Below are 24,068 nucleotides of genomic sequence, written 5' to 3'. Positions count from 1 at the left end.
TATGACGCCTACAGAATCTGCAGCGGCTAAGCCGCCGCTGATTACGCCTACGTTTGTCCTCGCGTGGGTGGCTAATTTTTGTCAGTTCTTGGTCTTTTACCTGTTCGTAACCACCATGGCCCTCTACGCGGTAGAGAGTTTCGGGGCATCGGATACCGTGGGCGGTTTCGCCTCCAGTGCCTTTGTTCTGGGCGCGACGTGCATGCGCGTGTTCTCCGGCTGGATCGTGGACCGCGTGGGCCACAAGAAGGCGGCCTTGGCTTCCCTGGCCTTCGTCACACTTGTAGCTGTGGCGTACTTTTTTGCGCATAATGTTGCGGTCTTGATTATCGTGCGAATGGTGCACGGCGCGGCCTATGCCTTGACCTCCACCGCACTTATGGCGGTGGCGCAGTCCGTTATCCCACACGAACGCCGTGCGGAAGGCACCGGATACTTCGCCCTGGGTACTACCCTGGCAACCGCGTTTGGTCCAGCTATCGGCCTGTTATTGGCTAACAACATCGGCTACACCACGCTTTTTGCTGTCGCCCTTGGTGCAAATATTGTTTCCCTGATCCTGGCCTTGGTGCTGCGCTATCCGGCCGAGGTTTCCTCCGAAAAGCCGGCCTTTAGTCTGCGCAATGCCGTGCATCCCAATGTGGTTCCTATCGGTCTATTCATGCTCCTAGTCGGCATCGCCTACTCCGGCGTGGTGACCTACCTCAACGCCTACGCCCGCAAGGAAGACCTGGCCACCGGCGCAGGGCTCTTCTTTATCGGCTATGCGGTCACGATGCTCATCATGCGCTTCTTCTTGGGCCGTATCCAGGACCATAAGGGTGATAATGCCGTAATGTACCTCGGCTTGGCCGCCTTTGTCGTGGCCCTGCTGATCATGGGCTTCCCCACCAATGACGTCATGCTGGTAGTCGCGGGCGCCTGCACCGGCTTGGGTTTCGGCACCCTCAGCCCCGCCTGCCAAGCCATCTCCGTGCGCTCGGTGTCTGCCGCGCAGTTGGGCGCCGGTATCTCCACCATGTTCCTGCTCATGGACCTCGGCATTGGCCTGGCCCCGTTTGGCTTGGGCCCCATCGTTGCGGCAACTGGCTTTGACACGATGTATCTCATTCTCGCGGGTCTCGTGGTCATCGCCGCTATCTACTACTTCTTTGTGCACGGCCGCTTCCCTAAGGCGAAGGGGCACCATCTGAGCTTTGAAGCGGGCAAGTAACACAGCCACTTCCCCTCCTTCGCACTCAGCATGAAAAGCACGCCAGCGCTTAGCGCTGGCGTGCTTTTGTTTTGCGCGCACAACGGGCAAAAAGAGTGTGCTGGCCTCGCCGGTAAGCTAAAGGCGCTGACACAGCCTGCGGTTCCGGAAGTAGAGTATGCGTCGACATCCGCTGCGCATGGATGTGCTGATTAACGGTCCCATTCCCCTATTGGATGTTTGGGCTCATCGACTGCGGGTGCGACAACGGGACATTGCTGAGCTCGACATGGCGGACTATGAGTGCTTGTGTAACTAGGTTCGAAGCGAGTTCTGTTGGTGAGCGGGCAGGCAGCCAGCATCGATAACGCGCCGGGCAAGGGCGCGGTCGCCCATCTTGGCGGCAAAGGCCATGCGCATCGTGATGCCGTGGCTGGGCGGAGTATCCAGCTCAATGGCGTCGCCGGGGCGAATGCGGCCGGGGGAAATGATGCGCAGGTAGGTGCCGCAGTCGCCGCGCGCGGTCCAGCGCTTGAGCCAGCCGCGCTCCCCTAGCCAGCCGGAGAAGGTGGCACACGGTTGGCGGGGCACGGATACCTCAAGCACGGCGGTGCCGATGCGCACGCGCTGATTGATGAGCAGAGCAGACAGATCGATGCCCTGCGTGGTGAGATTTTCGCCAAAGCTGCCGGAGGCCAGCGGGCGGGAAAGTTCAGATTGCCAGTAATCCAGTTCCTCACGGGAGTAGGCATAGACGGCTTTATCGTTGCCGCCGTGATGTTGGGTGTCGCCAATTATATCGCCGAGCACGCCGGAACCATCGCCATAATGGGGTCCGGGTGCTGCCAAATCGATGAAATCCTGCGGCTTTTTGTCGATGCCCGAGAACTCATGCCGCCCGCTCGGGTCCGGCCGGCGGACGGCGACATTGGTGGAGACGACCTGCATGCCTGTCACCCTAGCTGAGCGTGAGCGCCTCCGCGGTGAGAATATCGCGGTAGAAAAGCTGCGGGGCGAGGGAGACGGCCTCGGCGAGCTGTGGGAGGGCGTCGTCAAGCGTGGCGGCGAAAGCAGGGTCCGCCAGCTTGCCATTGGCTACGCCGCGCGCCGTGATGGCAAAGACATAGGAAATAAACGGCATCCAGGCGGAATCGCCGAGCTCCGAATTGCCATCGCCAAAGGCGTCCAGCGCGAGCAGGGTATGCAGGACGGACTTATCGACGCCCAGCTGTTGCAGCGTCACCCGCAGCTGCATTGCGGTGCTACGCAGGTTAGAAATGGTGCCCAGGCGGGTGAGCGCAAGGTCATTGGCAAAGCACTCGCGCAGTGCGGCGATGCGGTGGGCATCATCGCAGAGCTGGTCGCCGTCCGTTGCTGGCGTAGGTGCCTCGCCCGTTGCACTCATCAGCAGCATGGGGCGGGTGACATCGTCGACGCCGGTGGACGGCACGCGCGCGAGGGAGGCGGAGCCGTGGGTTTCGACGTAGTCATGGGCGGCGTCGGCAAGCGCGGCCAAGAGTGAGGAAGGCTCGGCGGCCGACTCCTCGCGCTCCTCGCGGCGGAAGGTGCGGGAGACCAAGCCGGTGCGGACAAAGGCGCGCATGCGCTGCCCCGGCTCAAAATCTGCCGCCATGAGGGCATCCATGCTGGCGAGCGGATCCGCCTCAATCTCCTTGATGATTCCCTCGAAGGTTTCCTTGGCCTTGGGCGCGAGGCGGCGCATAGCCGCGTAGGTGGGCCACATACCCTCGGTGTTTTCGGTTTCGCCGTCCTGGAAGATGATGAGGGCGCTAGCCGGCGGGTACTGCGGCGCGGCCAAGTCGCTGGCCGGCTCATCCTCGCGGAAGTCCACGATGAGGTGGCCGGCGTCCAGCAGCTCCTCGGGCAGCTCAAAGCCTTCCTCCGTGGGCTCCAGCGGTTGCGGCTCGCCCGCAGGATTACCCAGCGGCCACGCCCAAGCCAGCAGTTCTACCTCCTCCTCATGCGCCTGCTCAGGGATGAGGATGCCGTCCTCAATGGTTGCGCGGGCGACCAACGGTGCCTTGCGCACGGTGGCAATGGCGGCATAAATGAGGTCGCTGGCCGCGGTGGCCTCATATTCCATGACGCGACGCTCAAAGCTGCGCTTTTGGTGCGCTGCGCGCTCTTTTTCCGGCAGTCCTTCGAGGTATTCCTCATAGGACAACGTGGACCACAGGAGGTAGAGCTCCAGCGAGGTCTTCTTCGTCAGCGCCGACTTCAGCGCGCGGTTAGGCACGGACAGGCTGGTGGCGGCCTCCGTAGAGCCATTGGCGGTGACAAGGTCCCTAATCTTCTGGTTTTTATCAATAACCACGAACTTTGCCAGCGGCAGTGGCTCCGGTGAGTGGATGGTAAAAAGTGCATCGGCATCGAGCTGGTCCGCCAGGATGACCTGCTTATCCAGGTAATCCACGGGCTCGGCGGCGGTACGTTTGACGCGGGTGCGAATCGTCGCCGGCTCCACCTGGAAGGTCAGCTCATAGCCGGCTTCACTGCCGACGGTCTCCTCGCGCACGCTTTCGTCTTCGCCAAAGACGCGCTGGCCCTTTTCCATCTGGATAGCCTTGCCCGGCGCAGAAGCCAAAGCATAGCTAAACGGCGAAAGGTTGCCCAGGGCGTCGATAAAGCGGAAGTTGGTGCCGCGCGGGCCTTCGTTCTTGGCACGCATGTGCAGCGACTCCGCAAAGTTGAGGTACTGGATATCCACCAGTTCCTCGTCCTTGTACAGGGTGAAGCGGTAGCGGCCTACCCAGGGATCCTCGAAGGCATCCGCGGGGAGCACCTCGTGGATGCCCTCCGGTAGTTCATCCTCCAGCACGGCCTCCTCTTCCCCACCAATGGGGACATAGGTCAGCTCCATGCTGAGATCCGTATTGGCGATGACCCGCGGGGACTGGGTATAGACCAGTTCGCCATCCAGGCCATGGGCATTGGGTAGCGTCTTTACAGCCATGTCCCAAGCAAAATCAGGGCTGCCGGAGACCTTGATGGTTGCGGATTCCTGGCGCGGGACCTCCACGGTGAAAGACTGGCTGACCTCTACCGGGGCGATAGTCCAGCCCTCCCATGCACCGTGGGGACGGGCCTCGCCGACCTTGGCCTTGGCGAGCTCCGTGCCAGCAGGGGCGATGAAGGTATAAGAGCCCTTGGCCACCGCGGTGGTGGTATCGATTGGGCGATGGGTGGAATCCAACAGCAGGCCGCCATTGGCCACGCCGGCGAATTCCACAGTGTGCTCCTCAAAGGAGACGCTGAGGTGGCTAAAGGCACGTGGCATGCTGATCCACAAGCCGGGTTCCTCGCCCTCCACATAGTAAAACTTGCGGGTGTCCTCGCTGCCATCGAGCAGGTGTGCGGTCACGGTCCACTGTGGATCTTCTGGCTCATAACCTGCGGTTACGGCCGGTAGGAACAGCTCCAAAGTGTCGGTAGCTGGAGAGAGGCGCAGGTGCGGGATCCCCTGGAATACCGCTGCGTCTGCAAAAGATGATAGCTGGCTGCGAAACTTCTCCTGGCTCATTTACCCCAGCCTAGATCATTTTCATGCAGATCTGCATTTTGGCTGCGAGCGGCGGAAATGACGCGAAAACCGGGGGCGAATACGGCGGGGATTTTGGATGTGCGTGCCCTGCGGAACGCGGAAAGCGTAGCGAACTACCCCGCGCCGGGATACGGCTATTACACTGTGTGATTATGACTACCCAGAGCGATTCCACTTCGTACCGCTATACCCCGGAGCTGGCGAACCAGATCGAGAAGACCTGGCAGCAGTACTGGAAAGACAATGGCACCTTTAATGCCCCGAACCCGGTCGGCGAGCTCGCCACCGATGCGGGCGAGTTGCCTAAGGAAAAGCTCAATGTGCAGGATATGTTCCCCTACCCTTCCGGTGCGGGCCTGCACGTGGGACACCCACTGGGATATATCGCCACCGATACGTACGCCCGCTATAACCGCATGCTGGGCAAGAACGTGCTGCACACCTTGGGCTACGACGCCTTCGGCTTGCCGGCCGAGCAGTACGCCATCCAGACCGGTACCCACCCGCGCACCACCACCGAGGCGAATATTGAAAACATGCGCCGCCAGCTGGGCATGTTGGGCCTGGGCCACGATCCGCGCCGCTCCGTGGAATCGACCGATCCGGAGTTCTTCAAGTGGACGCAGTGGATCTTCCTGCAGATTTATAACTCTTGGTTTGATGAGGAACAGCAGAAGGCGCGCCCGATTGCAGAGCTCATCAAGGAACTAGAGGCCAATAAGCGCACCACCAAGGACGGCCGCTACTACGAGGACCTCACCGAAGAGGAAAAGGCTGCGGCTATCGATGAATTCCGCTTGGTTTACCTGTCTAATTCCACGGTGAATTGGTGCCCAGGCTTGGGCACCGTGCTGGCAAACGAGGAGGTCACCGCTGAGGGTAAGTCCGAGCGCGGAAATTTCCCGGTCTTCCGTAAGAACCTCTCGCAGTGGATGATGCGCATTACCGCCTACTCCGATCGCTTGCTGGATGATCTGGAGCTTTTGGATTGGCCGGAGAAGGTTAAGTCCATGCAGCGCAATTGGATTGGGCGTTCCCGCGGCGCAGAGGTCTCCTTCCCAGCTGAAGGCTACGAGATTGAGGTCTTCACTACCCGCCCGGATACCCTCTTCGGCGCCGAGTACGTGGTGCTGGCCCCAGAGCATGAGCTTGTCGACGCCCTCCTCTCCCCCATCCCCTATGACGATGACGTGGATGAGCGTTGGACCTACGGCCACGATGATCCGAAGGAGGCCGTTGAGTCCTACCGCACCGATATTGCCGCCAAGTCCGACCTGGAGCGCCAGGAGAACAAGGAAAAGACTGGCGTCTTCCTGGGTACTTATGCCACCAACCCGGTCTCTGGCAAGAAGGTCCCGATCTTCATCGCGGACTATGTGCTGACCGGCTACGGCACCGGTGCCATCATGGCAGTTCCGGCGCACGACACCCGTGACTACGAGTTCGCCCAGGCCTTCGGCCTACCTATTACGGAGGTTGTCTCTGGCGGAAACGTGGAGGAAGAAGCCTGGACCGAGGACGGCGCGCTGGTTAATTCCTCCAATGACAAGGGCCTAGATCTCAACGGCCTGAACAAGGCCGAGGCCATTGCCGCGGCCATCGAATGGCTAGAAAAGGACGGCTCCGGCCGCGAAAAGGTGCAGTACAAACTGCGCGATTGGCTCTTCGCCCGCCAGCGTTACTGGGGCGAGCCCTTCCCCATCGTCTACGACAAGGACGGCTTTGCCCACGCCCTGCCGGAATCCATGCTCCCGGTAGAGTTGCCAGAGGTAGAAGACTATAAGCCAGTTTCCTTTGATCCCGAGGACAAGGATTCCGAGCCACAACCACCGCTGGCAAAGGTGCGCGATTGGGTCGAGGTAGAGCTCGATTTGGGCGATGGCCCACAGACCTACTTCCGCGATACCAACGTTATGCCGCAGTGGGCGGGTTCTTCTTGGTACCAGCTGCGCTATATCGATCCCCGCAATGATGAGGCATTCTGCGATATCGAGAACGAGCGCTACTGGACCGGCCCGCGTCCGGAGCAGCATGGCCCGCAGGATCCGGGCGGCGTGGACCTCTACGTCGGCGGCGTCGAGCACGCGGTGCTGCACCTGCTCTACTCCCGCTTCTGGCATAAGGTGCTCTTTGACCTGGGCTTTGTCAGCTCTCAGGAGCCCTACCGCCGCCTGTACAACCAGGGTTATATTCAGGCCTATGCCTACACGGATTCCCGCGGTGTGTACGTGCCGGCCGCTGAAGTAGAAGAAAAAGATGGCAAGTTCTACTACAACGGCGAAGAGGTCAAGCAGGAGTACGGCAAGATGGGCAAGTCGCTCAAGAATGCCGTGGCCCCGGACGATATCTGCCGCGACTTCGGTGCCGATACCCTGCGCGTTTATGAGATGTCCATGGGCCCGCTGGATACCTCCCGCCCGTGGGCTACCAAGGACGTCGTAGGTTCCCAACGCTTCCTGCAGCGCCTGTGGCGCCTGGCCGTCAACGAGGACACCGGCGAGCTGGCGACTACCGACGCCGCCTTGAGCGAGGATGACCTCAAGCAGCTCCACCGCACCATCGCGGGCGTGCGCGATGATTACGAGAACCTGCGGCTTAATACCGTGGTGGCCAAGCTTATCGAGTACGTCAATTACCTGACCAAGACCTACCGCACCGAGGCCCCACGCGCCGCCGTGGAGCCGATCGCACAGTTGGTCTCCCCCATTGCCCCGCATATCGCGGAGGAACTGTGGCAGCGCTTTGGACATGACGAGACCATCACCTACCAGCCTTTCCCTACCTTTGAGGAAAAGTACCTGGTAGACGATGAGATCGAGGTGCCGGTGCAGATCAACGGCAAGGTAAAGGCCCGCATCAACGTAGCTGCTGATGCTGACCAGGATGCGGTCTTCGAGGTTGTCCTCGCCGATGCCAAGATTGCCGAGCTGACCAACGCTAAGAACGTAGTCAAGAAAATCTACGTCCCTGGCCGGATGGTCAACCTCGTGGTCAAGTAGTTACCCTTCCCAAAATTCCGTGGCGCACAGCGCAATGCCGTGCGTCCGGATCCCCTGGCCGACCTCAAGCTTCTCGTTCACAATGAGCGGGAGGCCGTCGAGGTCGCATACCCAAAACTCCCCCATGCCCAGCTCATTGCTGTGCTTGGCGACGCCCCCGATAGTCCCCGCCACCTCTACCTGCGGGTTGAGCATGCTGGGCTTGAAGTTCCGGTAGAAGCGCTCGGTAGCGGGCGAAGTCAAGGAAAACTCTTCCGGCTCCCCTACCTCGTATTTCAATGCCACAACCGCCGGCCGCACCTGTTCCTGGAGCTTCTCTCCGCCGACCGGGTTGCCCGCCGGCAGGGCAAAGGGCGCATCCGCCAGCGCCGCGAACCGTAAATCCCCCGTTTCCACAATGCCGATATAGGGCGTTGCGCGATATATCGTCCCCGGTGCCTCTTCCCCACCCCGGTACGAAGGAACCGCGGCCCACTCCCCCTCGTACTCCATGGCTGTAACCGCCATGCCGGACGGGTCGGCGTGGAATAGCACTCGATCAAATCCGGGCGCCTCCCACATGTCGTGGTCGGTAGGCAGCTCCGCAATGAGTTCTTCCATATCCGCGAAGTCGAAACCGCACGTGCTAAATAGCTTATCCATGCTTGCCATTCTAAACGCTGTGGTCTCCTCTGCCGGAGCGGTCATTGCGTTCGCAGCCGCATTCTTGCCGCGGGTAGTCGCTTCACTATTTAATTTTCCGGTCAAGAACATATCTACTCAAACAATGGTGGGTTTCAGCAGATAGGTATTCAAAAGCAAAACATAAGTGCTTTCGAGACCAAAGGCATTGGTTTGGGAAACTGTGGTTCTCGTAGACCCACATCTCTGTGCAGTAGTGGGAGTTGGTGTATCAACTCCCATCTAGCCAATGAGTTGCTAGATCAACTGTGCAGTATAGACTGGTGAAAGAAGGAAAACCAAAGGAGGAATGCCATGCGTGTGGAGCAAAGCGCGGCGTGGGGTGACTTTGTTGCCATGCAGGAAGCGCTCCACGCGCGGCTTTCTGGGGAGCTGCAGAGTGGCTCTAGTTTGAGCGAGGCAGACTACGCGGTCTTGGCCGTACTGAATCGTCGCCGCCAGATTCCTACACGCCCGCATGAATTGGCGGCAGAGCTTCGGTGGGAGAAATCGCGGCTGCATCGGCAGTTAGTGCGCATGGAGTCCCGAAAATTGGTTTCCAGGCGCGAGGCGCCGGAGTTGGGAACCCGCGCGGTTGAAGTCACTGTGACGGAAAAGGGAAGTACCGCTTTCAACGCAGCGATCGCGCGACATACCGCCGCAGTCGAGGAAATCGTGGTGGGCACCCTTAGTGACGAAGACCTACAAACCTTGGGCAGGATTTCCCGCACGTTGCTACGCGGGGTAGTTAAAGAGGGGACGTCGGAAAGCTAGAGCTTCGCGCAGTAACTGGGCATACAAAAAGGCACCCGCCGAGATGGCGGGTGCCGTGCAAGAGTATCTAGGGGTGGCCTAGGAAATCTTGAGGACGGTGCGTCCGTGGTGGGTGCCCTCGAGGAGGGACTTGGATTCCTCGACAACGTCCGACAGAGGAATCGTATTGGTCAGGGACTTGAGGATGGACAAGTCCAGCTTGCGCGCGAGCAGCTGCCATGCGTTCTGGCGGTAGTGCAGCGGGGCGTCGACAGAGTTAACGCCGGCCAGGTGTACGTTGCGCAGAATGAAAGGCAAGACGGTGGTGGGCAGGTCTGGGCCGGCGGCCATACCGGTGGAAGCGACGGTGCCGCCCCACACGGTGCGGGCCAATACATTGGCTAGGACGTGGGAGCCGGAGGTGTCGACGGCACCGGCATAGCTAGCCTTTTGTAGTGGCTTTCCGGCCTCGGCGAACTCGGCGCGGTCCACAATGGTGTGGGCGCCAAGCTCGTGGAGGTACTGGGAGTAGTCATCCGGGCGGCCGGTCATCGCGTGAACCTCGTAGCCGGCATTGGAAAGGAGGTTTACGGCGATGGAGCCCACGCCACCGGTGGCGCCGGTGACCAGGACCGGACCATCGGGCAGCCCGCGCAGAGAATTAACACACAGTGCGGCAGTGTAGCCCGCGGTGCCAACGGCGGCCGCCTGCTCTGCGGTGAAGTCCGCGGGCAGGGCGACGGTTGCTTGGGAGTTGACGCGCTGCTTCGGGGTGTAGCCGCCGTGGCGGAATTCGCCGAGTCCATCGCCGAAGGAAGCTACCAAGGTGCCAACTGGGAGGCGCTCGACGCTGGATTCGGAAACCGTGCCGACCACGTCGATGCCCGGAACCAGCGGGCTGGTGCGCATGACGCCGCGGTCACCTGCGATAGCCATGGCGTCCTTGTAGTTCAGGGAAGAATAAGAAACATCAACGGTAAGGTCGCCCTCGCCGAGGAACTCTCCCTCTTCGAAGGAGGTCGTAACGGACTTATCTTCGTTGCGAGTTACTAGTAGCGTGCTCATGCTCACCATCGTACGTTAAATGTGATGCAGGGATTTAACAGCGAATATCACGGCGATTTTTCAGGCTTGCTTGTTAACTTGAACAACATGACGATGACTACGACATCCACCCGCATCTCGCGCCAGGTTGGGGCGCCGGGCGTGCCTGCCCGACCCACCCTGTGGCGCAATGCAGGTGTCGCCTGTGTGGTCGTTTTGATGGCAATCGCCGTAGCTACGGTGGGTAAGCCATTTATTGATATCCCCGGCGTGATCGATGCCAGTGCGCATGCTCGCCGCAGCCTCGATCTGCAGATGTTCAACGGCTTTAATAACCCTCATCCGTGGTGGGGTCCGTGGACCAATACCTTTGGCAATATCGCGCTGTTTATGCCGCTCGGGGCGTGCCTAGTGGTGCTGGGACAGAATTCACGGCGCATTCGCTTTGGCCGCGGTGGAACCATCCTCCTGGCAATGGTGCTCAGCCTGGGTATCGAAATTACCCAATACGTATTCTCGTTGGGATTTAGCGACGTCGATGACCTCGTTTTCAACACCCTCGGTGCGTCTGTGGGCGCGTTCTTGGTAAGCCGCAGTAGCGCGAAGGTCCAGCTGCGGACTGTACGCGTCATCGGGTGGTTTACGGCATTGAGCTTGGGTGCATTACTGCTTGCCGTTATGGCCGGGGTAGTTCTCTAGAAACTAGGCCTCGAGCGGTGGGCCTTAGGCTGGTTGGCGTTGCGACTACGCGCAACGTGATTCTCGTTCCCTATGTGCGGGAGAAAACCATCGATGAGCTCGCAGAAATCTATGCAGCGGCATGCGAGGCGATTTTGGCGGCGCGGCCTTAGGCAGATAATTCCACTCGGTGGCCCCAGTCAAACATGGTAGTGCCGGCATCGGTACCACTTAAGCCCTCGAACATAGCCAGGGGAGAGGTTGGGACCATTCCGGTGACCTGCGATACGCCGTAGTCTTCAACCAGTACCGGGGCTAAGGGAGTTGACGGACCCAATACGACATTGAAGGACTCGCGGGAGAGCTCGAGCAGGCGGGGCGCGGTTTTATTGACAAAGGCAGAGCCGGTAATAAAGACATAATCGCACTCGGGCAGGATGTATTCGGCGGCGGAATCGGGATAGTCGCCCTCATTGAGCGAGCGCTCTAGCATATAAAAATCCGCAGCCTGGTTGAGTGCCTTGGGCGCAAAAGGGAAGTGGCCGATGACCGCGACCTTCTTCCCGGCGACGGCGTTGCGGAAGGGATCGAAGATTTGGGGCCAGGGGGCGTCGGCAAGCGCAAAGCCATGCTCGTCGGCCACAGAAGGTGTGGCGTAGTAGGAATTTAGCGCGGCCATGCCGAAGGAAGCCTCCGAGAAATTCCAGCTCTTGGCCAGCTGGGCGATGGCGCGTAAAGGAACGCCGGAGTACTCGGCGCGCATCTGGGCCGGGCGAGAAGTTGCTGACATGGTCATGGCCATGCCGCAGCTAGGGCTTTCGTTGTATACCCGGGTCCACCGCGGGCCTTGGGCGGCGCGGGAGACCATTATGTCACGGGGAATGGCATCGATGAGGTCATCGTAGAGATCCCAGGCAGACATGTATAAACCAGCTTTCCCTAATCGTTTCGCACTCTCTGCGTGAAGGCAGTGTAGTCGAATTAGCTGAGACTAACCTATAGCTTTAGTCACATATATTCGCAACGTCGCGCGCGGTCTGCTTGGCAAAGGGGCTTACCCCGGTAATGGTTGCGGAACCGGGTCCGGTCCACGTGCCGTACCCCACGAGGAAGAGGCCGTCGACGGTGGGGGAGGTGCCATCAAGGAGCCCGCGGATGGGCCGGAGGGCAGGCCGGAAACCGGTGCACCATATGAGGTGGTCTGCGGTGACTTCTTCAAGCGAAGAAAACATGGGGGTGGCCTGCAAAAGCCCTGAATCCCGCGCGCGTAGGACCGGTGGGACCATCACAATATCGCCCAGGTTGGAATCCGCGCCGGGGTCTGGCTCGCCACGCATCATGGAGTTGAGGCGGGCGCGATTGCGCTGAAAGAGTACGCGGCCGTCAACATCATCGGGCATCCACCGCGGGGAGTTGCGGGTATACCAGGTGGTCTCCACTCCGGAAAGCAGGAGATCAGCCGCGATCTGGGCGCCGGAATTGGCCGCACCCACGACCGCCACGGTGGACCCGGCAAAGTCCTCTGGGCCTGGGTAGAAGGCTGAATGCCATTGCTGTCCGCCAAAATCGCCGGGGTAGTAGGGGATAAAGGGCGCGGACCACGTGCCCGTGGCCGCCACGACCGTGCGCGCGGTCAGATGCTCTGTACCGGCAAAGACGTGAAAGCACGCGCCATCATGGGTCACCTCATCCACTCTGACTGGCCGGCGGATGGGCAGTTCATAGCGCTTTTCATAACGTGCAAAATAGTCGATGACGTGGCTGGCCGGCGGAAAACCCTCGTGGTGGGGCATGGGCCATCCCGGCAGGTTAGAGGAGGCGGAATTGCTAAAGAGCGTCAGCGAAGGCCAGGTGTGGCGCCAGGCCGCGCCGGGGCCGGATTCGGCGTCCAGAATGACAAAATTCAGCCCCTTCTTGCGCAGGTAGTAGCCCACCGCAAGACCCGCCTGGCCGGCACCGATGACTATGCAGTCCAGCATTAAATGAGCTTCCTCTCCCGCGCCACGGTCACCGCGGCGGTGCGGGTTTCCACGCCCAGCTTCTGAAAAATGTGAATGAGGTGGGTCTTGACCGTGGCCTCAGAGATGAAGAGCTGCTTGGCTAGTTCCTTATTGGAGGAACCGGTGGACAGCGCCCGGAGGATTTCTAGCTCGCGGGTGGATAGCGATTCCTGCGGCCGGCCCACGCGCTGGGCCAGGAGGTCCACTACCTCCGGTGCCAAGGTGCGGCGGTGCGCGGCGGTATTGAGCACGGCCTCGTGCAGCGCCTGCTCGGGGGAATCTTTAAGCAGATAGCCCATCGCGCCGGCCTCCACGGCGGCAAGGATATCGGCCTGCGTGTCATAGGTGGTCAGGATGAGCACCGGCGGCCCGTCGGCCTCCACTACCCGCTTGGTGGCCGCGATGCCATCCATGCCGGGCATCTGGATATCGCAGACCACGGCGTCTACCTGTGGGGCGTCGTCCGTAAAGAGCTTATCTACATCCGCGCCGGTGGAACCTTCCATGACTACCTCGACATCGGAGAAGGTATTGAGGATGGCGCGCAGGCCGGCCCGGACCACTGGGTGATCATCAATCAGCATGACATTAACCATTGCTTTTCTCCTTCAGCGGGATACGGACGGCTAGGGCAGTGCCTTCGCCGGATTCCAGGTTCATGGTGCCGCCCACAGCTTCCACGCGGCCGCGCAGGCCGGTAAGCCCGAAACCATGATCCCCGCCATCGGGGCCAGGGGAGGCGGATAGTCCGCGTCCATTATCAACGACGTCCAAGGTCACCGCATCCTCGAAGAGGCCGAGCGTGACCACGGCGCGCGAGGCGTGGGCGTGTTTGATGACGTTATTCAGGCCCTCTTGGGCGGCGCGCACGATGACCTCTTTGATGCGTTCGGGCACCTTGCCGCTGCCGGAAACCACCAGCTCAAAGGTGGTCTCTTCCCCCAAGGCTTTCACGCGGCTGCGCATCTGGGACAGTAGGGAAGTGAGCTGGGTTTCCAGCCGCTCATCGGGTCCGGCAAGCTCGCGGACGAAGCGGCGGGCCTCAGCCAGGTTCTCGCTCGCGACATCCTCAATGACCGCCAACTGCTCCTCTTTGGTCGCTGGATCATCGGTGCCGCGGGCCGCGCGGGAGAGCAGCAAGATAGAGCTGAGGCCTTGCGCGACGGTGTCATGGATCTCGCGAGAGAGGCGCTCGCGCTCCTCCAGCCGGCCGGCTTGGTGCTCGCTGGCGGCCAGCTCGGCTTGGGTTTCGCGCAGCTGCTTGGCTATGTCCCTGTGGTGCGCCGCCTCTGCCTGCAGACGCCGCTGGATGAAAAAGACCGTGGCTGCAAAGGCGGTACCGATAAGCGGTCCCACGGCCGCAGCGATGGACCAGCTCGCGGGGTGCATCCAGGCGGGAATGAATGCCGCTGCTGTCCACAGTATGGCGATGGAGACCAACCCAGGCACGGTGGGCAGGGCACGCAGAAAGACAAAAATGAGCGGGAATTCCAGCCACATGAAATCCTGCGCATGCACCATCAGGCCCAGCCACAGGAGGCATAGCCCACCCAGCCATAACCATGTGGGCAGCCAACGCTGTGCGGCATACACCACGGCGAGGGCGATGGCTAAGCCGATTACCCGGGCGTCGAGCCGGTCATCCACATAGGCGCGCGCCACGCCGAAGACCAGCAGAAACGCGAACATGGCGTGGAGGCCATAAACCCATAATTTTTGTCCCTTAAACACAACCACCCAGGATATCCGCGCACCGGTGGACCGTGAATCAACCACTTGGTTGACTCGAGGTTCAGCGAGCTGGCCGATTACTTCTGACCTGCATAAAGCGAATATAGAACTATGTTCCTAGCAATCAGAGAAATCACCACAGCGCGCGGCCGCTTCGCGCTCATCGGCGGCACGGTTGCGCTCATTACCCTTCTGCTCGTGATGCTCTCCGGCCTCACGGAGGGCCTGTCCAAGCAAAATACTTCCGCGTTGGAGTCCCTAGAAGAGGAGTACCCATATATTTCCTTTTCCACCGAGGACCCTTCCTTTAGCGAATCCGAGATGCACGCCGGCGATGTCGCCAGCGATGGCATTCCCTTCGGTGCGGCCCAGACCAAGCTGGAGGGCCACGGCGGCGTTGCTGTCCTCAGCCTGCCGGCCGGAACTCAGGTTCCGGGTACCGATAAGACCATCCCGGAGCAGGGTGTGCTCCTGCCAGAGTCCATCGACGCGGCCGGTACCGTCACCCTAGGCGGCGCCGACTTCTCGGTGGAGGGCACCGTTCCGGAGACCATGTACTCCCACTCCGAGGTGGTGTGGGCCTCCACCGAGTCCTGGCAGCAGATTAGCCATGCTCCAGAAGGCGTTATCGGTACTGCAGCGCTGTATAAGTACGAGGTTCCAGGCTCCGTGAAGGTGTCCACGTCCTTTTCCGGCCTAGCGGCCTATCAGTCTGAGCGCGGCTCGCTGCTTACCATGCAGGGCTTCTTGTACGGCATCTCCGCGCTGGTCACCGTCGCTTTCTTGACCGTATGGACCATTCAACGCACCCGCGACCTGTCCATCCTGCGCGCGCTCGGTGCCACCGTGCGCTATCTCTTGCGCGATGCCCTGGCACAAGCCGCCATCATCTTGGCGGCCGGCACCATTGCGGGTGCTGTCGTTGGTTGGGTGCTCGGCACGCTTGCTTCCGGCACCGTGCCCTTCGATGTTTCCCTGCGCACCATCGCCGTTCCCGCGGTTGGCATCTGGGCCCTCGGCATGGCCGGCGCCCTTATTGCTACCCGCCGCGTAGCTAAAGCCAACCCACTCGATGCCCTTGGAGGAAATGCTTAACATGTTCACCATTCTTGATATCCGCAACGCCACCGTGACCTACCAGGACGGCGAGACCACGACCACCGCGCTTGCCGACGCCTCCCTCATCGCCGAATCCAACACCCTTACCGCCATCGTGGGCGAGTCCGGGTCCGGCAAGTCCACGTTGCTGTCCGTAGCTGCTGGCCTCATCACCCCGGACTCCGGGTCCGTGCACGTGGACGGTACCCGCTCCATCATTTTCCAGCAGGCCAACCTGCTGTCTTCGCTCAATGTGCGCGACCAATTGGTGATCATGGATCATATCGCTGGCCGCAAGCTGCGCCCACAGCGCGCCGATGAGCTATTGGAGTTTGTTGGCCTAGCGGGGATGGGAAACCGCCGCATGGGTCAGTTGTCCGGTGGCCAGCGCCAGCGCGTCAATATCGCCCGAGCGCTCATGGAACAGCCGGACCTGCTCTTGGCCGATGAGCCTACCTCTGCGCTTGATTCCCACCTCTCGCAGGAAATCATCCGCCTCTTGCGCGATGTCACCCAGGAGATGAACACCGCAACCGTACTGGTGACCCACGACCGCTCCCTGCTGAACTTCGCTGACCGCGTCGTGGAGGTCAAGGACGGCCACGTCTCCGAGCAGGAGAAGGTTTCTGCGCTCAGCTAGCCTCAGCTAGCGCTGCATGAGGAGTAGTCGTGCGATTGCCTGCGGCACGGCCGCGGCAATCTGAGAGGCGGAGCAAAGGCCAAAGCCGTCCGGGGTGTGGGCGGCAATGGCCGCCGCGTGTTGGTGGATGGCCGCGGCGTGCAGGATTTCCATAATTATCGCCTCCGCATCCGCCTCGGCGGCATCCAGTTGCGCGAGCGTGGCTCCGAGGATGCCAGAGAGTACGTCACCAGAACCGGCGGTGGCCGCGTAGGAGTGCCCTGCGTTCATGCCATAAATTTTCTGGCCTGGGGCCGTGACCGTGGTGATCCGGCCCTTGTGCAGGATGAAGCAGTCGAGCGCGTCGGAAAGCTCCCGCAGGCGCACCCCGAGCCCCTTCGAAAGATCAAGTTCGCGGCCGAGAGTTGCCGCGTAGAGCCGCTCAAATTCCCCGGCATGCGGGGTCAGGACGGCGCAGGGATGATCGCGCACGAGTTCGCGTAGATCGCCGTCGGCCGAGAGCACGGTGAGCGCATCGGCGTCGATAATCGTGGGCAGCCCGCGTTCTAGCACGGCGCGCAATTCGGCGGCCGCCTCCGGTCCGGTGCCTCGCCCTGGGCCTACTACCCAGGCTTGGGCGTGGACTTTTTCTTGGACGCTGGCATGGGGCACTACCTCCGGCAGGCTCGTGACCACGGAGTCACTGCCCACGACGCGAACCATGGACGGCGTAGCGCGCACCGCACCCGTGGCGGCGAGGATGCCCGCGCCGGGAAAAGCGCTGCTGCCAGCACAGACCGCGGTCACCCCGCCGGTGTACTTGGTGCTTTTCGCCCCCGGAGTCGGATCCAGAATCGGTCCCGTGCAGCCCACCGGCTTTGGGGCGGTGACCAGGCCTTGTTCTCCCGAAAGCACCGGCTCAGTCGGCCACTGGTAGGGCAAGGCAATAGTGGGTTCGTTGGCGATATAGCCCACCGGTTCCGCGGTAGCGGAAAGCTCTTCTGCAAAGGAGCGTGGGGCGCCGGGTAGGCGCAGATCGCAGAGCACCACCGCACCGCATTCCGGGGCAAAGATATGTCCGGCACGGGCCCAGCCAAAGCTAATGGTCACGTCTGCCTCCACGGCATCGGCTGCAGCCACGTCGGTATCGGCGTTAATGCCCGAAGGAATGTCCACCGCTAATACCGGCACCCCACGCTTCTTGGCCTCGGTATAGGCGCGCAGCGGGGCACCGGAAAGGCCGCGTGTGGAGGCGAGGCCGGCGACGGCGTCGATAAGCAGATCGGCGTTTCCTAGGTCGTGCGCAATGGTTCCGCCGGCCGCGGTAAATGCCTCTAGCGCGGGTTCGTGGGCGCTATCCGCCGCGAGGATGGCCTCCACTGAGTAGCCCTCTTCTGCCAGGAAAGCGCCAGCATAGAGGCCATCGCCACCGTTGCCGCCTGGCCCGGCAAGGATAGTTACGCGCCGATAAGAGCCGAGCATGCTCGCGGCTGTGGCCGCCACGCCTCGTGCAGCTAGGCGCATGAGCTCATCGTCAAAGTTCTGCTGGGCGAGAAGGGAATGCTCCGCCGCGCGGACGGCGGCAACGCTATAGGCATGTCGCATGCCCGCCAGGATAGGCCTTTAAGGAGCCGGTTGGCAGGTCGGGCACCAAAATAGGTTGCGTCCCTCCATGACCTTTTCTGCCACCGGGGTGCCGCAGATATAGCAAGGTAGGTCGGCGCGGCGGTAGACGTAGACTTCGCCGCCGTGGTCGTCCTTGCGCGGTTCGCGGCCCATGGCCTCGGGGGAGTGCTCGGGCCGCACGGTATCGATGCGGCCGTGCTCCACCCCGTACTCCATCAGATCCACCAAGTCCGCCCACGTGGCGTCAAAGGTTTCACGGGAAACGTCCCGGCCCGGCAGGAAGGGGGAGAGCCCGTGGCGAAAGAGGGTCTCCGCCCGGTAGATATTGCCCACGCCGGCATAAAGGTGCTGATCCATCATGAGTGAGCCGATGCTGCGGCGAGATTTATGCACTTTGGCCCAGAGCGCCTCCACGTCGGCGTCCGCGCGCAGCGGATCTTGGCCCACCTTGGCTAGCTGTGCGCGGTACTCCTCTTCAGTGAGCAGGCGGCAAAACTGCGGTCCGCGCAGGTTAGCGGCCTCGGTGCCATTATCGATGCGCACCCGGATCTGTCCGCCGGCTTCCTCGCGGGGCTCGAAGCGCAGCTTGCCAATCAGGCCTAGGTGAATATAGAGGATATGGCGCGGATCCGGGGCGCTAAAGTGCACGAAAAGGTGCTTGCCGTAGGTCTCTGCCAGCTCGATGCGCTCGCCATCGAGAAGCTCCGCCTCCGCCGCGAAGCGACCCTGCGGACTGGTCACGCGCAGCGGCATGCCGCGAAAATCGGCGTTGAATTTATTAGCTAGGCGGTGGATGACGTGACCTTCAGGCATGAAATCCAGTTTAATCGGGAAGAATTTTCGGCAAAACCGGGCGCTAACCAGCTCACTTATTTGCGGGGAGACAATAGCGTAAACTCGAAATGCGGAATGATTTAACTCAGGGGAAGGCTTTCAAATCATGACGCAAAAAATCGGCTTTGACCGCGAGAAATACATTGAGCTGCAGTCCAAGCACATCCACGCCCGCCGCGAGGAAATCGGCGGCAAGCTCTACCTAGAGATGGGCGGCAAGCTTTTTGACGATATGCACGCCTCCCGCGTGCTGCCCGGCTTCACCCCGGACAATAAAATCGCGATGCTGGAGCGCATCAAAGAAGACGTAGAGATCCTCATCTGCATCAATGCGAAAGATATCTCCCGCCAGAAGGTGCGCGCGGACCTGGGCATTCTTTATGAAGATGACCTGCTGCGCCTGGTGGATGTATTCCGCAGCCGCGGATTCTTGGTGGAAAACATCGTCATGACCCAGCTGGAGGAAGGCAACTCCCAGGCGGAGGCCTTCATCGAAAAGGTCGAGCGCCTCGGCCTCAAGGTGGCGCGCCACCGCGTTATCCCTGGTTACCCCACCAATACGGACCTCATCGTGTCCGAAGAGGGCTTTGGGCGCAATGAGTTTGCGGAAACCTCCCGCGACCTCGTCGTTGTCACCGCGCCGGGCCCTGGCTCCGGCAAACTGGCCACCGCGCTCTCGCAGGTCTACCACGAACACCAGCGCGGCAAAAATGCCGGCTACGCCAAGTTTGAAACCTTCCCTATCTGGAATCTCCCCCTGGAACACCCCGTGAACCTGGCCTATGAGGCAGCCACGGTGGACCTCAATGATTCCAATATTATTGACCACTTCCACCTGTCCGCCCACGGCGAATCCACCGTGAACTACAACCGCGATGTGGAAGCGTTCCCGCTGCTGCGCACGCTTTTGGAAAAGCTCACCGGCACCACCCCGTACCAGTCCCCGACGGACATGGGCGTGAACATGGCGGGCTTCTGCATTACTGACGACGCCGTGTGCCGCGCCGCCGCCCAGCAAGAAATCATCCGCCGTTACTTCAAGGCGCAGGTGGAAGAGGCTCGTGCGGGCTTGGGCACCGAGCAATCCGAGCGCGCCGCGGTCATCATGGCCAAGGCCGGCATCAAGGTAGAAGACCGCCCCGTGGTGGCACCTGCTCGCCAGCGCGCGGAAGAAACCGGCGAGCCCGCCTCCGCTATGCAGCTGCACGACGGCACCATGATCACCGGCCGCACCGCGCCCCTGCTGGGCTGCTCGGCGGCGATGCTGCTCAACGCGCTGAAGCACCTAGCGGGCATCGATGACGATATCCACCTCCTGTCGCCCGAGTCCATCGAGCCGATTCAAACGCTCAAGACCAAGCATTTGGGTTCCAAGAATCCACGCCTGCATACCGACGAGGTTCTGATCGCCTTGTCCGTGTCTGCGGCGAAGGATGACAATGCCCGCAAGGCGCTGGAGCAGATCAAGGAGCTTGCTGGTTGCGACGTCCACACCACCACCATCCTGGGTTCTGTGGATGAGGGAATCTTCCGCAACCTCGGCGTGCTCGTGACCTCTGACCCAGTCTTTGCCCGCAAGAAGGCGCTGTACCAAAAGCGCTAACTTTCGCATGCTCAAGATTCGGCCCTTTCAGCTTGTGCTGGAGGGGCCGCAGTCATATAAAGGAGAGCTACAAGATTGGGGATCTGCGCAGCTGCGGGCCTAAGATTGGGGCGTGACTATTGGCAAAGTTCTCCTGTATTACTGCTTTACCCCCATCGAAGATCCCACCGCGATCATGCTGTGGCAGCGCACCCTGTGCGAGTCCCTGGGGCTCAAGGGGCGCATCCTCATTTCCGAGCACGGCATTAACGGCACCGTTGGCGGCGATATGGAAGCCTGCAAGCGCTACGTCCGCCAGACCAAGGAATACCCCGGCTTTAAGCGCATGCAGTTCAAGTGGTCCGAGGGCGGCGCGGATGACTTCCCGCGCCTTTCGGTCAAGGTGCGCGATGAAATCGTGGCCTTTGGCGCGCCGGGCGAGCTGAAGGTGGATGAAAACGGCGTCGTCGGCGGCGGCGTGCACCTCAAGCCCGAAGAGGTAAATAAGCTGGTAGAAGAACGTGGCGAGGAGGTCGTCTTCTTTGACGGCCGCAACGCCATGGAGGCAGAGATTGGCAAGTTCAAAAATGCCGTCGTGCCCGATGTGAAAACCACGCATGACTTCATCGAGGAAATCGAATCCGGCAAGTATGACTGGATGAAGGATAAGCCGGTGGTGTCCTACTGCACCGGTGGCATTCGCTGCGAAATCCTGTCCTCGTTGATGAAGAACCGTGGCTTCCAAGAGGTCTACCAGATCGATGGCGGCATCGTGCGCTACGGCGAAAAGTACGGCAACGATGGCCTGTGGGAAGGCTCCATGTATGTCTTTGACAAGCGCATGCACCATGAGTTTGGCCAAGGACTCCAAGACCCCGGCTTCATCCAGCTGGGCCACTGCGTGCACTGCGGCAAGGGCACCAATACCTTCCACAATTGCATCAATGAAGACACCTGCCGCCAGCAAGTACTCATCTGTGATGACTGCATTCAGCACGTAGAAACCCAGCACTGCGGCCGGCCGGATTGCGCCGAAGTGGCAGCGCAGCTAGCCAAGCAGGAGAGCTAGTCGCGCGCCGGTTCCTTGCGGAAGCAGCCCCACCACCAGTGCTGCCACGCGGTGGTATGTGGGCTGCCCGGCGGATGGATGGCGCCGGTGCCGGTGGGGGCGTGTAGCTTACTGACCGGGCTAATGCCGTGGAGCGAGTTGAGGAACCACAGGGGGCACTCGGCGGCGAGCTCAGGGGTGATGGGGCGCGTTTCGGTGTGAATTCCAAGGTCCGAGGCGCGCCGGATGACCTGGCGCAGCGTGATGCTGGGTAGCGCCTGACCGGTGGGGAGGATGAGCGTCTCCCCATCCCAGGCGACGAGCGCGCCGGTGGTGGTCTCCACCATGGCACCGGAGGCATCCACGATGGCGGTGTCATCGGTGCCGTCTGCCTGATGCTTGTTACGGTAGCGTGCCAGCGCTGGGAAGTCGGGGCCCTTGACTAAAGGCTGCATGCGCGGGTCGGGGGCTTGCACATAGGTCACCCGGGTGACCGGGCGCGCAGGGGGCGCAGGGCGAATATCGAGGCGCAGTTGTCCGCCGGCTAGCGAGATGCGGGGGAAGAGATCGCCGGGGCCCATAAGCTGCAGCATCGCGGGGACGAAGCCGGCGGGAAGCGGTCCGGCCACCGACTCGAAGCGCTGGAGGTGCAGGGGGAGGGCGTTGGAGTGGGCGTCGGCAAGCATCCGCCAAGAATCCGCAACGTCAAAGGGGCCGGGGTGGGGCTGGCTTGGAATGAAGCTGCCCTCGTGCCAGAGGTAGGTGCTCATTGCCACGCCCCCAACACGGATTGGGCCTTGAGGTTGCGCTCCTCCAGCTCGGCGGCCGGATCTGAATCCAGGACGATGGCCCCGCCGGCGCCGATGGTGACCTCACCGGCCGCGCGCACGGCCGTGCGGATGACCACGCTGAGATCGGATTGTCCGTCAAACCCCAGGTAGCCCACCACGCCGGAGTACACGCCGCGCGGTCCCGTTTCGAGTTGGTCAATGATCTCGCAGGTGCGCAGCTTCGGCGCGCCCGTCATCGATCCGGGAGGAAAGGTGGCGCGGAGGGCATCGACCGCGGTGGCACTGGCGCGCAGCTGCCCGGTAATGGTGGAGACCAACTGATGCACGGTGGCATAGCTTTCTACCTGCATTAACTTCGGCACGCGCACGGTGCCGGGCTCGCATACCCGGGAGAGATCATTGCGCAGTAGGTCGACGATCATGAGGTTTTCGGCCCGTGTCTTCGGGTCCGTGGTCAGCAGCGCGGGATCCTGGTCGGCCGAGATGGTGCCCTTAATCGGCTTGGCCTCTACCCCACGGCCGCGCACGGTGAGGAAGCGTTCGGGCGAGGCGCTGCATACTTCCACGCCGTCGAAGACGAGGTGTGCGGCATAGGGAGCGGGATTGTGCGAGCGCAGTCGGCGATAGAGCTCGCCTTCGGCCGCGGCCGTGTAGGTATCGGTCAGGCAGACTTCGTAACTCTCGCCGGCGTGCAGGAATTCTTGGGCGCGCTTAATCCGCTCCAGGTAGCCAGGGCTGCGCCAGGAGCCCGCGCTTAGCGACGCCCCACCGTCCTCCTCCGTAGACCGTGACTCCTTTGCAGCCAAGGCGGCCTCCAGGCGGTCCAGGAGATCCTCGGCGCCGTCACCGGCAAGGCAGCACAGGTGCGCGGTTTCTGCCTGATGGTCATAGACGATGAAGGACTGCGGCCGCACAAAGTAGGCATCTGGGTAAGGGGAGCGGTGGCGTAGCTCAATGGGCAGGGTGAGCTGGGCGCATTCATAGCCCAGGTACCCGATGACCCCGCCGGTAAACGGGAGCTCCGGTGCGTCGATGATGCGGGTGGCGAGCTCGCGGTCGAGGAGGGTGAGGATATCGGGGGCGTCGCCAAGCCGGTAGCGGAAAGAGCGACTCAATGCGCCGGCGGTATCGCCGAGGATGGAATAGCGCCCGCGGGGATCCGCGGAGTCGAGGAAGAAGGCATTGTTGCCCTCGGCCTGCAGGGCGGCAAAGACCCGTGGGCAGTCCACCGCGCCGGGGACTTCGCGGTGGAGCAGGTGGAACCCGCCCAGAAAGTTGCGCATAATCTCCCGGCCGTACTGGGTAAGCACCGACTCCGGGTGAAATTGCACGCCCCAGTGCGGCAAGCCGTCGACCTTAAGCGCTTGGATGACGCCATCCTCGCTGCGGGCATGCACGGTAATGCCGGGGGTCTCCTCTATATGCAGGGAGTGGTAGCGCACCACTTCGAAGTCTTGCGGGATTCCGGCGAAGATGCCTTCGCCCGAGTGACTGATGGTAGAGACAAAACCGTGGCGCGGCTGCGGCGCGCGCGACACCTGGGCACCGGCCAGCAGACCTAGCCCCTGGTGACCAAGGCATACACCCAGTACCGGAATCTCGGCCGCGGCTGCGGCGGCGACAATGCCCCGGGCAGCACCGAAATCCTCCTCGCGTTCCGGCGTGCCCGGGCCAGGAGAAATCACCACATGCGAAAATTCGCCGGCACGGACGCGCTCGGCCAGTCCGTCCGCTTCACCGGCAGCGACGACGAGTGGTTCGCGTCCGGCTACCTCCGCGATGAGGTGGGCAAGGTTGAAGGTATAAGAATCGTAATTATCAAGCAGGAGGATCATAGGGAGGCGGAAAGTA

General features: G+C 61.6%; 20 protein-coding genes. 8 read left to right on the top strand and 12 right to left on the bottom strand.

All coding sequences use genetic code 11. The features are described 5' to 3' along the window. The first annotated feature begins 1 nt into the window (after position 1). A complete protein-coding gene (locus MHK09_RS04700) occupies positions 2-1,213 on the top strand; it encodes an MFS transporter (protein WP_040425455.1) in 1,212 nt (403 codons plus the stop codon). Positions 1,214-1,507: 294 nt separating this feature from the next. Here the strand turns inward: MHK09_RS04700 and MHK09_RS04695 are convergent, their stop codons facing one another. Together MHK09_RS04695 and MHK09_RS04690 are read right to left on the bottom strand one after the other, a co-directional pair. Then, positions 1,508-2,140, bottom strand: a complete 633-nt coding sequence (locus MHK09_RS04695) for an MOSC domain-containing protein (RefSeq protein WP_250412811.1) — start codon at positions 2,138-2,140, stop codon at positions 1,508-1,510. Positions 2,141-2,150: 10 nt separating this feature from the next. Further along, positions 2,151-4,733 carry a hypothetical protein gene (locus MHK09_RS04690; protein ID WP_250412810.1) on the bottom strand — a complete coding sequence of 861 codons (2,583 nt, stop codon included), beginning with the start codon at positions 4,731-4,733 and terminating at the stop codon, positions 2,151-2,153. Between the two features lie 173 nt (positions 4,734-4,906). Here MHK09_RS04690 and leuS point away from each other — a divergent pair, with 173 nt between their 5' ends. Then, positions 4,907-7,753 carry a leucine--tRNA ligase gene (leuS, locus tag MHK09_RS04685; RefSeq protein ID WP_250411185.1) on the top strand — a complete coding sequence of 949 codons (2,847 nt, stop codon included), beginning with the start codon at positions 4,907-4,909 and terminating at the stop codon, positions 7,751-7,753. On the opposite strand, the gene MHK09_RS04680 is transcribed toward leuS, so the two are convergent. Beyond that, positions 7,754-8,395, bottom strand: a complete 642-nt coding sequence (locus tag MHK09_RS04680; protein ID WP_236587128.1) for a hypothetical protein — start codon at positions 8,393-8,395, stop codon at positions 7,754-7,756. 333 nt (positions 8,396-8,728) lie between these two features. Between MHK09_RS04680 and MHK09_RS04675 the strand changes: the two genes are divergently transcribed. Then, positions 8,729-9,187 (top strand): MarR family winged helix-turn-helix transcriptional regulator, encoded by a 459-nt coding sequence (locus MHK09_RS04675; protein WP_250412808.1) that lies wholly within the window; start codon positions 8,729-8,731, stop codon positions 9,185-9,187. A gap of 78 nt (positions 9,188-9,265) precedes the next feature. Here the strand turns inward: MHK09_RS04675 and MHK09_RS04670 are convergent, their stop codons facing one another. Further along, positions 9,266-10,240, bottom strand: a complete 975-nt coding sequence (locus MHK09_RS04670) for an MDR family oxidoreductase (protein WP_179387129.1) — start codon at positions 10,238-10,240, stop codon at positions 9,266-9,268. Between the two features lie 78 nt (positions 10,241-10,318). On the opposite strand from MHK09_RS04670, the gene MHK09_RS04665 reads away from it, so the two are divergent. Continuing rightward, a complete protein-coding gene (locus MHK09_RS04665) occupies positions 10,319-10,909 on the top strand; it encodes a VanZ family protein (RefSeq protein WP_250412807.1) in 591 nt (196 codons plus the stop codon). A gap of 148 nt (positions 10,910-11,057) precedes the next feature. On the opposite strand, the gene MHK09_RS04660 is transcribed toward MHK09_RS04665, so the two are convergent. The 4 genes from MHK09_RS04660 to MHK09_RS04645 all read right to left on the bottom strand — a co-directional run bounded on the left by MHK09_RS04660 (position 11,058) and on the right by MHK09_RS04645 (position 14,577). Next, positions 11,058-11,810 carry a DUF364 domain-containing protein gene (locus tag MHK09_RS04660; protein ID WP_005325917.1) on the bottom strand — a complete coding sequence of 251 codons (753 nt, stop codon included), beginning with the start codon at positions 11,808-11,810 and terminating at the stop codon, positions 11,058-11,060. Positions 11,811-11,892: 82 nt separating this feature from the next. Next, entirely contained in the window at positions 11,893-12,867 is a 975-nt protein-coding gene (locus tag MHK09_RS04655; RefSeq protein ID WP_250412806.1) for an NAD(P)-binding domain-containing protein, read from the bottom strand. Continuing rightward, positions 12,867-13,484 carry a response regulator transcription factor gene (locus tag MHK09_RS04650; RefSeq protein WP_250412805.1) on the bottom strand — a complete coding sequence of 206 codons (618 nt, stop codon included), beginning with the start codon at positions 13,482-13,484 and terminating at the stop codon, positions 12,867-12,869. Before MHK09_RS04650 ends, MHK09_RS04655 begins: the two co-directional genes overlap by 1 nt. Next, positions 13,477-14,577, bottom strand: a complete 1,101-nt coding sequence (locus MHK09_RS04645; RefSeq protein ID WP_250412804.1) for a sensor histidine kinase — start codon at positions 14,575-14,577, stop codon at positions 13,477-13,479. The genes MHK09_RS04650 and MHK09_RS04645 overlap by 8 nt, the downstream gene beginning before the upstream one ends. A 153-nt stretch (positions 14,578-14,730) precedes the next feature. Between MHK09_RS04645 and MHK09_RS04640 the strand changes: the two genes are divergently transcribed. Both MHK09_RS04640 and MHK09_RS04635 read left to right on the top strand, forming a co-directional pair. Then, positions 14,731-15,714, top strand: coding sequence for an ABC transporter permease (locus tag MHK09_RS04640; RefSeq protein ID WP_250412803.1), 984 nt, complete (start codon positions 14,731-14,733; stop codon positions 15,712-15,714). Between the two features lies 1 nt (position 15,715). Further along, a complete protein-coding gene (locus MHK09_RS04635; protein ID WP_250412802.1) occupies positions 15,716-16,357 on the top strand; it encodes an ABC transporter ATP-binding protein in 642 nt (213 codons plus the stop codon). Positions 16,358-16,363: 6 nt separating this feature from the next. Here the strand turns inward: MHK09_RS04635 and MHK09_RS04630 are convergent, their stop codons facing one another. Next, the gene (locus MHK09_RS04630; protein ID WP_250412801.1) at positions 16,364-17,941 is read right to left on the bottom strand and encodes a bifunctional ADP-dependent NAD(P)H-hydrate dehydratase/NAD(P)H-hydrate epimerase; all 1,578 of its coding nucleotides are present in this window, start codon (positions 17,939-17,941) and stop codon (positions 16,364-16,366) included. An 18-nt stretch (positions 17,942-17,959) separates the two neighbouring features. Beyond that, a complete protein-coding gene (locus tag MHK09_RS04625; RefSeq protein WP_250412799.1) occupies positions 17,960-18,775 on the bottom strand; it encodes an Fpg/Nei family DNA glycosylase in 816 nt (271 codons plus the stop codon). A gap of 127 nt (positions 18,776-18,902) precedes the next feature. Between MHK09_RS04625 and MHK09_RS04620 the strand changes: the two genes are divergently transcribed. Together MHK09_RS04620 and trhO are read left to right on the top strand one after the other, a co-directional pair. After that, a complete protein-coding gene (locus tag MHK09_RS04620) occupies positions 18,903-20,399 on the top strand; it encodes a DUF1846 domain-containing protein (RefSeq protein ID WP_250412798.1) in 1,497 nt (498 codons plus the stop codon). Between the two features lie 112 nt (positions 20,400-20,511). Continuing rightward, positions 20,512-21,447 carry an oxygen-dependent tRNA uridine(34) hydroxylase TrhO gene (trhO, locus tag MHK09_RS04615; protein ID WP_005325928.1) on the top strand — a complete coding sequence of 312 codons (936 nt, stop codon included), beginning with the start codon at positions 20,512-20,514 and terminating at the stop codon, positions 21,445-21,447. Here the strand turns inward: trhO and MHK09_RS04610 are convergent. Together MHK09_RS04610 and MHK09_RS04605 are read right to left on the bottom strand one after the other, a co-directional pair. Next, on the bottom strand, positions 21,444-22,196 hold the full coding sequence (locus tag MHK09_RS04610; RefSeq protein WP_250412796.1) for an aminotransferase class IV: 753 nt from the start codon (positions 22,194-22,196) through the stop codon (positions 21,444-21,446). The genes trhO and MHK09_RS04610 overlap by 4 nt on opposite strands. Further along, positions 22,193-24,052: a chorismate-binding protein gene (locus tag MHK09_RS04605; RefSeq protein ID WP_250412794.1), complete on the bottom strand. Its 1,860-nt coding sequence runs from the start codon at positions 24,050-24,052 to the stop codon at positions 22,193-22,195. Before MHK09_RS04605 ends, MHK09_RS04610 begins: the two co-directional genes overlap by 4 nt. Between the last annotated feature and the right edge of the window lie 16 nt (positions 24,053-24,068).

This window comes from Corynebacterium tuberculostearicum (assembly GCF_022347235.1).
In the GTDB taxonomy this organism is placed as follows: domain Bacteria; phylum Actinomycetota; class Actinomycetes; order Mycobacteriales; family Mycobacteriaceae; genus Corynebacterium; species Corynebacterium tuberculostearicum_F.
This window is presented reverse-complemented; position numbering and strand designations above follow the sequence as displayed.

Bases quoted from the DNA above. Each gene is read 5' to 3' on its own strand.
- MHK09_RS04700 (WP_040425455.1), top strand. From the start codon at position 2: ATGACGCCTACAGAATCTGCAGCGGCTAAGCCGCCGCTGATTACGCCT.
- MHK09_RS04695 (WP_250412811.1), bottom strand. From the start codon at position 2,140: ATGCAGGTCGTCTCCACCAATGTCGCCGTCCGCCGGCCGGACCCGAGC.
- MHK09_RS04690 (WP_250412810.1), bottom strand. From the start codon at position 4,733: ATGAGCCAGGAGAAGTTTCGCAGCCAGCTATCATCTTTTGCAGACGCA.
- leuS (WP_250411185.1), top strand. From the start codon at position 4,907: ATGACTACCCAGAGCGATTCCACTTCGTACCGCTATACCCCGGAGCTG.
- MHK09_RS04680 (WP_236587128.1), bottom strand. From the start codon at position 8,395: ATGGATAAGCTATTTAGCACGTGCGGTTTCGACTTCGCGGATATGGAA.
- MHK09_RS04675 (WP_250412808.1), top strand. From the start codon at position 8,729: ATGCGTGTGGAGCAAAGCGCGGCGTGGGGTGACTTTGTTGCCATGCAG.
- MHK09_RS04670 (WP_179387129.1), bottom strand. From the start codon at position 10,240: ATGGTGAGCATGAGCACGCTACTAGTAACTCGCAACGAAGATAAGTCC.
- MHK09_RS04665 (WP_250412807.1), top strand. From the start codon at position 10,319: ATGACGATGACTACGACATCCACCCGCATCTCGCGCCAGGTTGGGGCG.
- MHK09_RS04660 (WP_005325917.1), bottom strand. From the start codon at position 11,810: ATGTCTGCCTGGGATCTCTACGATGACCTCATCGATGCCATTCCCCGT.
- MHK09_RS04655 (WP_250412806.1), bottom strand. From the start codon at position 12,867: ATGCTGGACTGCATAGTCATCGGTGCCGGCCAGGCGGGTCTTGCGGTG.
- MHK09_RS04650 (WP_250412805.1), bottom strand. From the start codon at position 13,484: ATGGTTAATGTCATGCTGATTGATGATCACCCAGTGGTCCGGGCCGGC.
- MHK09_RS04645 (WP_250412804.1), bottom strand. From the start codon at position 14,577: ATGTTCGCGTTTCTGCTGGTCTTCGGCGTGGCGCGCGCCTATGTGGAT.
- MHK09_RS04640 (WP_250412803.1), top strand. From the start codon at position 14,731: ATGTTCCTAGCAATCAGAGAAATCACCACAGCGCGCGGCCGCTTCGCG.
- MHK09_RS04635 (WP_250412802.1), top strand. From the start codon at position 15,716: ATGTTCACCATTCTTGATATCCGCAACGCCACCGTGACCTACCAGGAC.
- MHK09_RS04630 (WP_250412801.1), bottom strand. From the start codon at position 17,941: ATGCGACATGCCTATAGCGTTGCCGCCGTCCGCGCGGCGGAGCATTCC.
- MHK09_RS04625 (WP_250412799.1), bottom strand. From the start codon at position 18,775: ATGCCTGAAGGTCACGTCATCCACCGCCTAGCTAATAAATTCAACGCC.
- MHK09_RS04620 (WP_250412798.1), top strand. From the start codon at position 18,903: ATGACGCAAAAAATCGGCTTTGACCGCGAGAAATACATTGAGCTGCAG.
- MHK09_RS04610 (WP_250412796.1), bottom strand. From the start codon at position 22,196: ATGAGCACCTACCTCTGGCACGAGGGCAGCTTCATTCCAAGCCAGCCC.
- MHK09_RS04605 (WP_250412794.1), bottom strand. From the start codon at position 24,052: ATGATCCTCCTGCTTGATAATTACGATTCTTATACCTTCAACCTTGCC.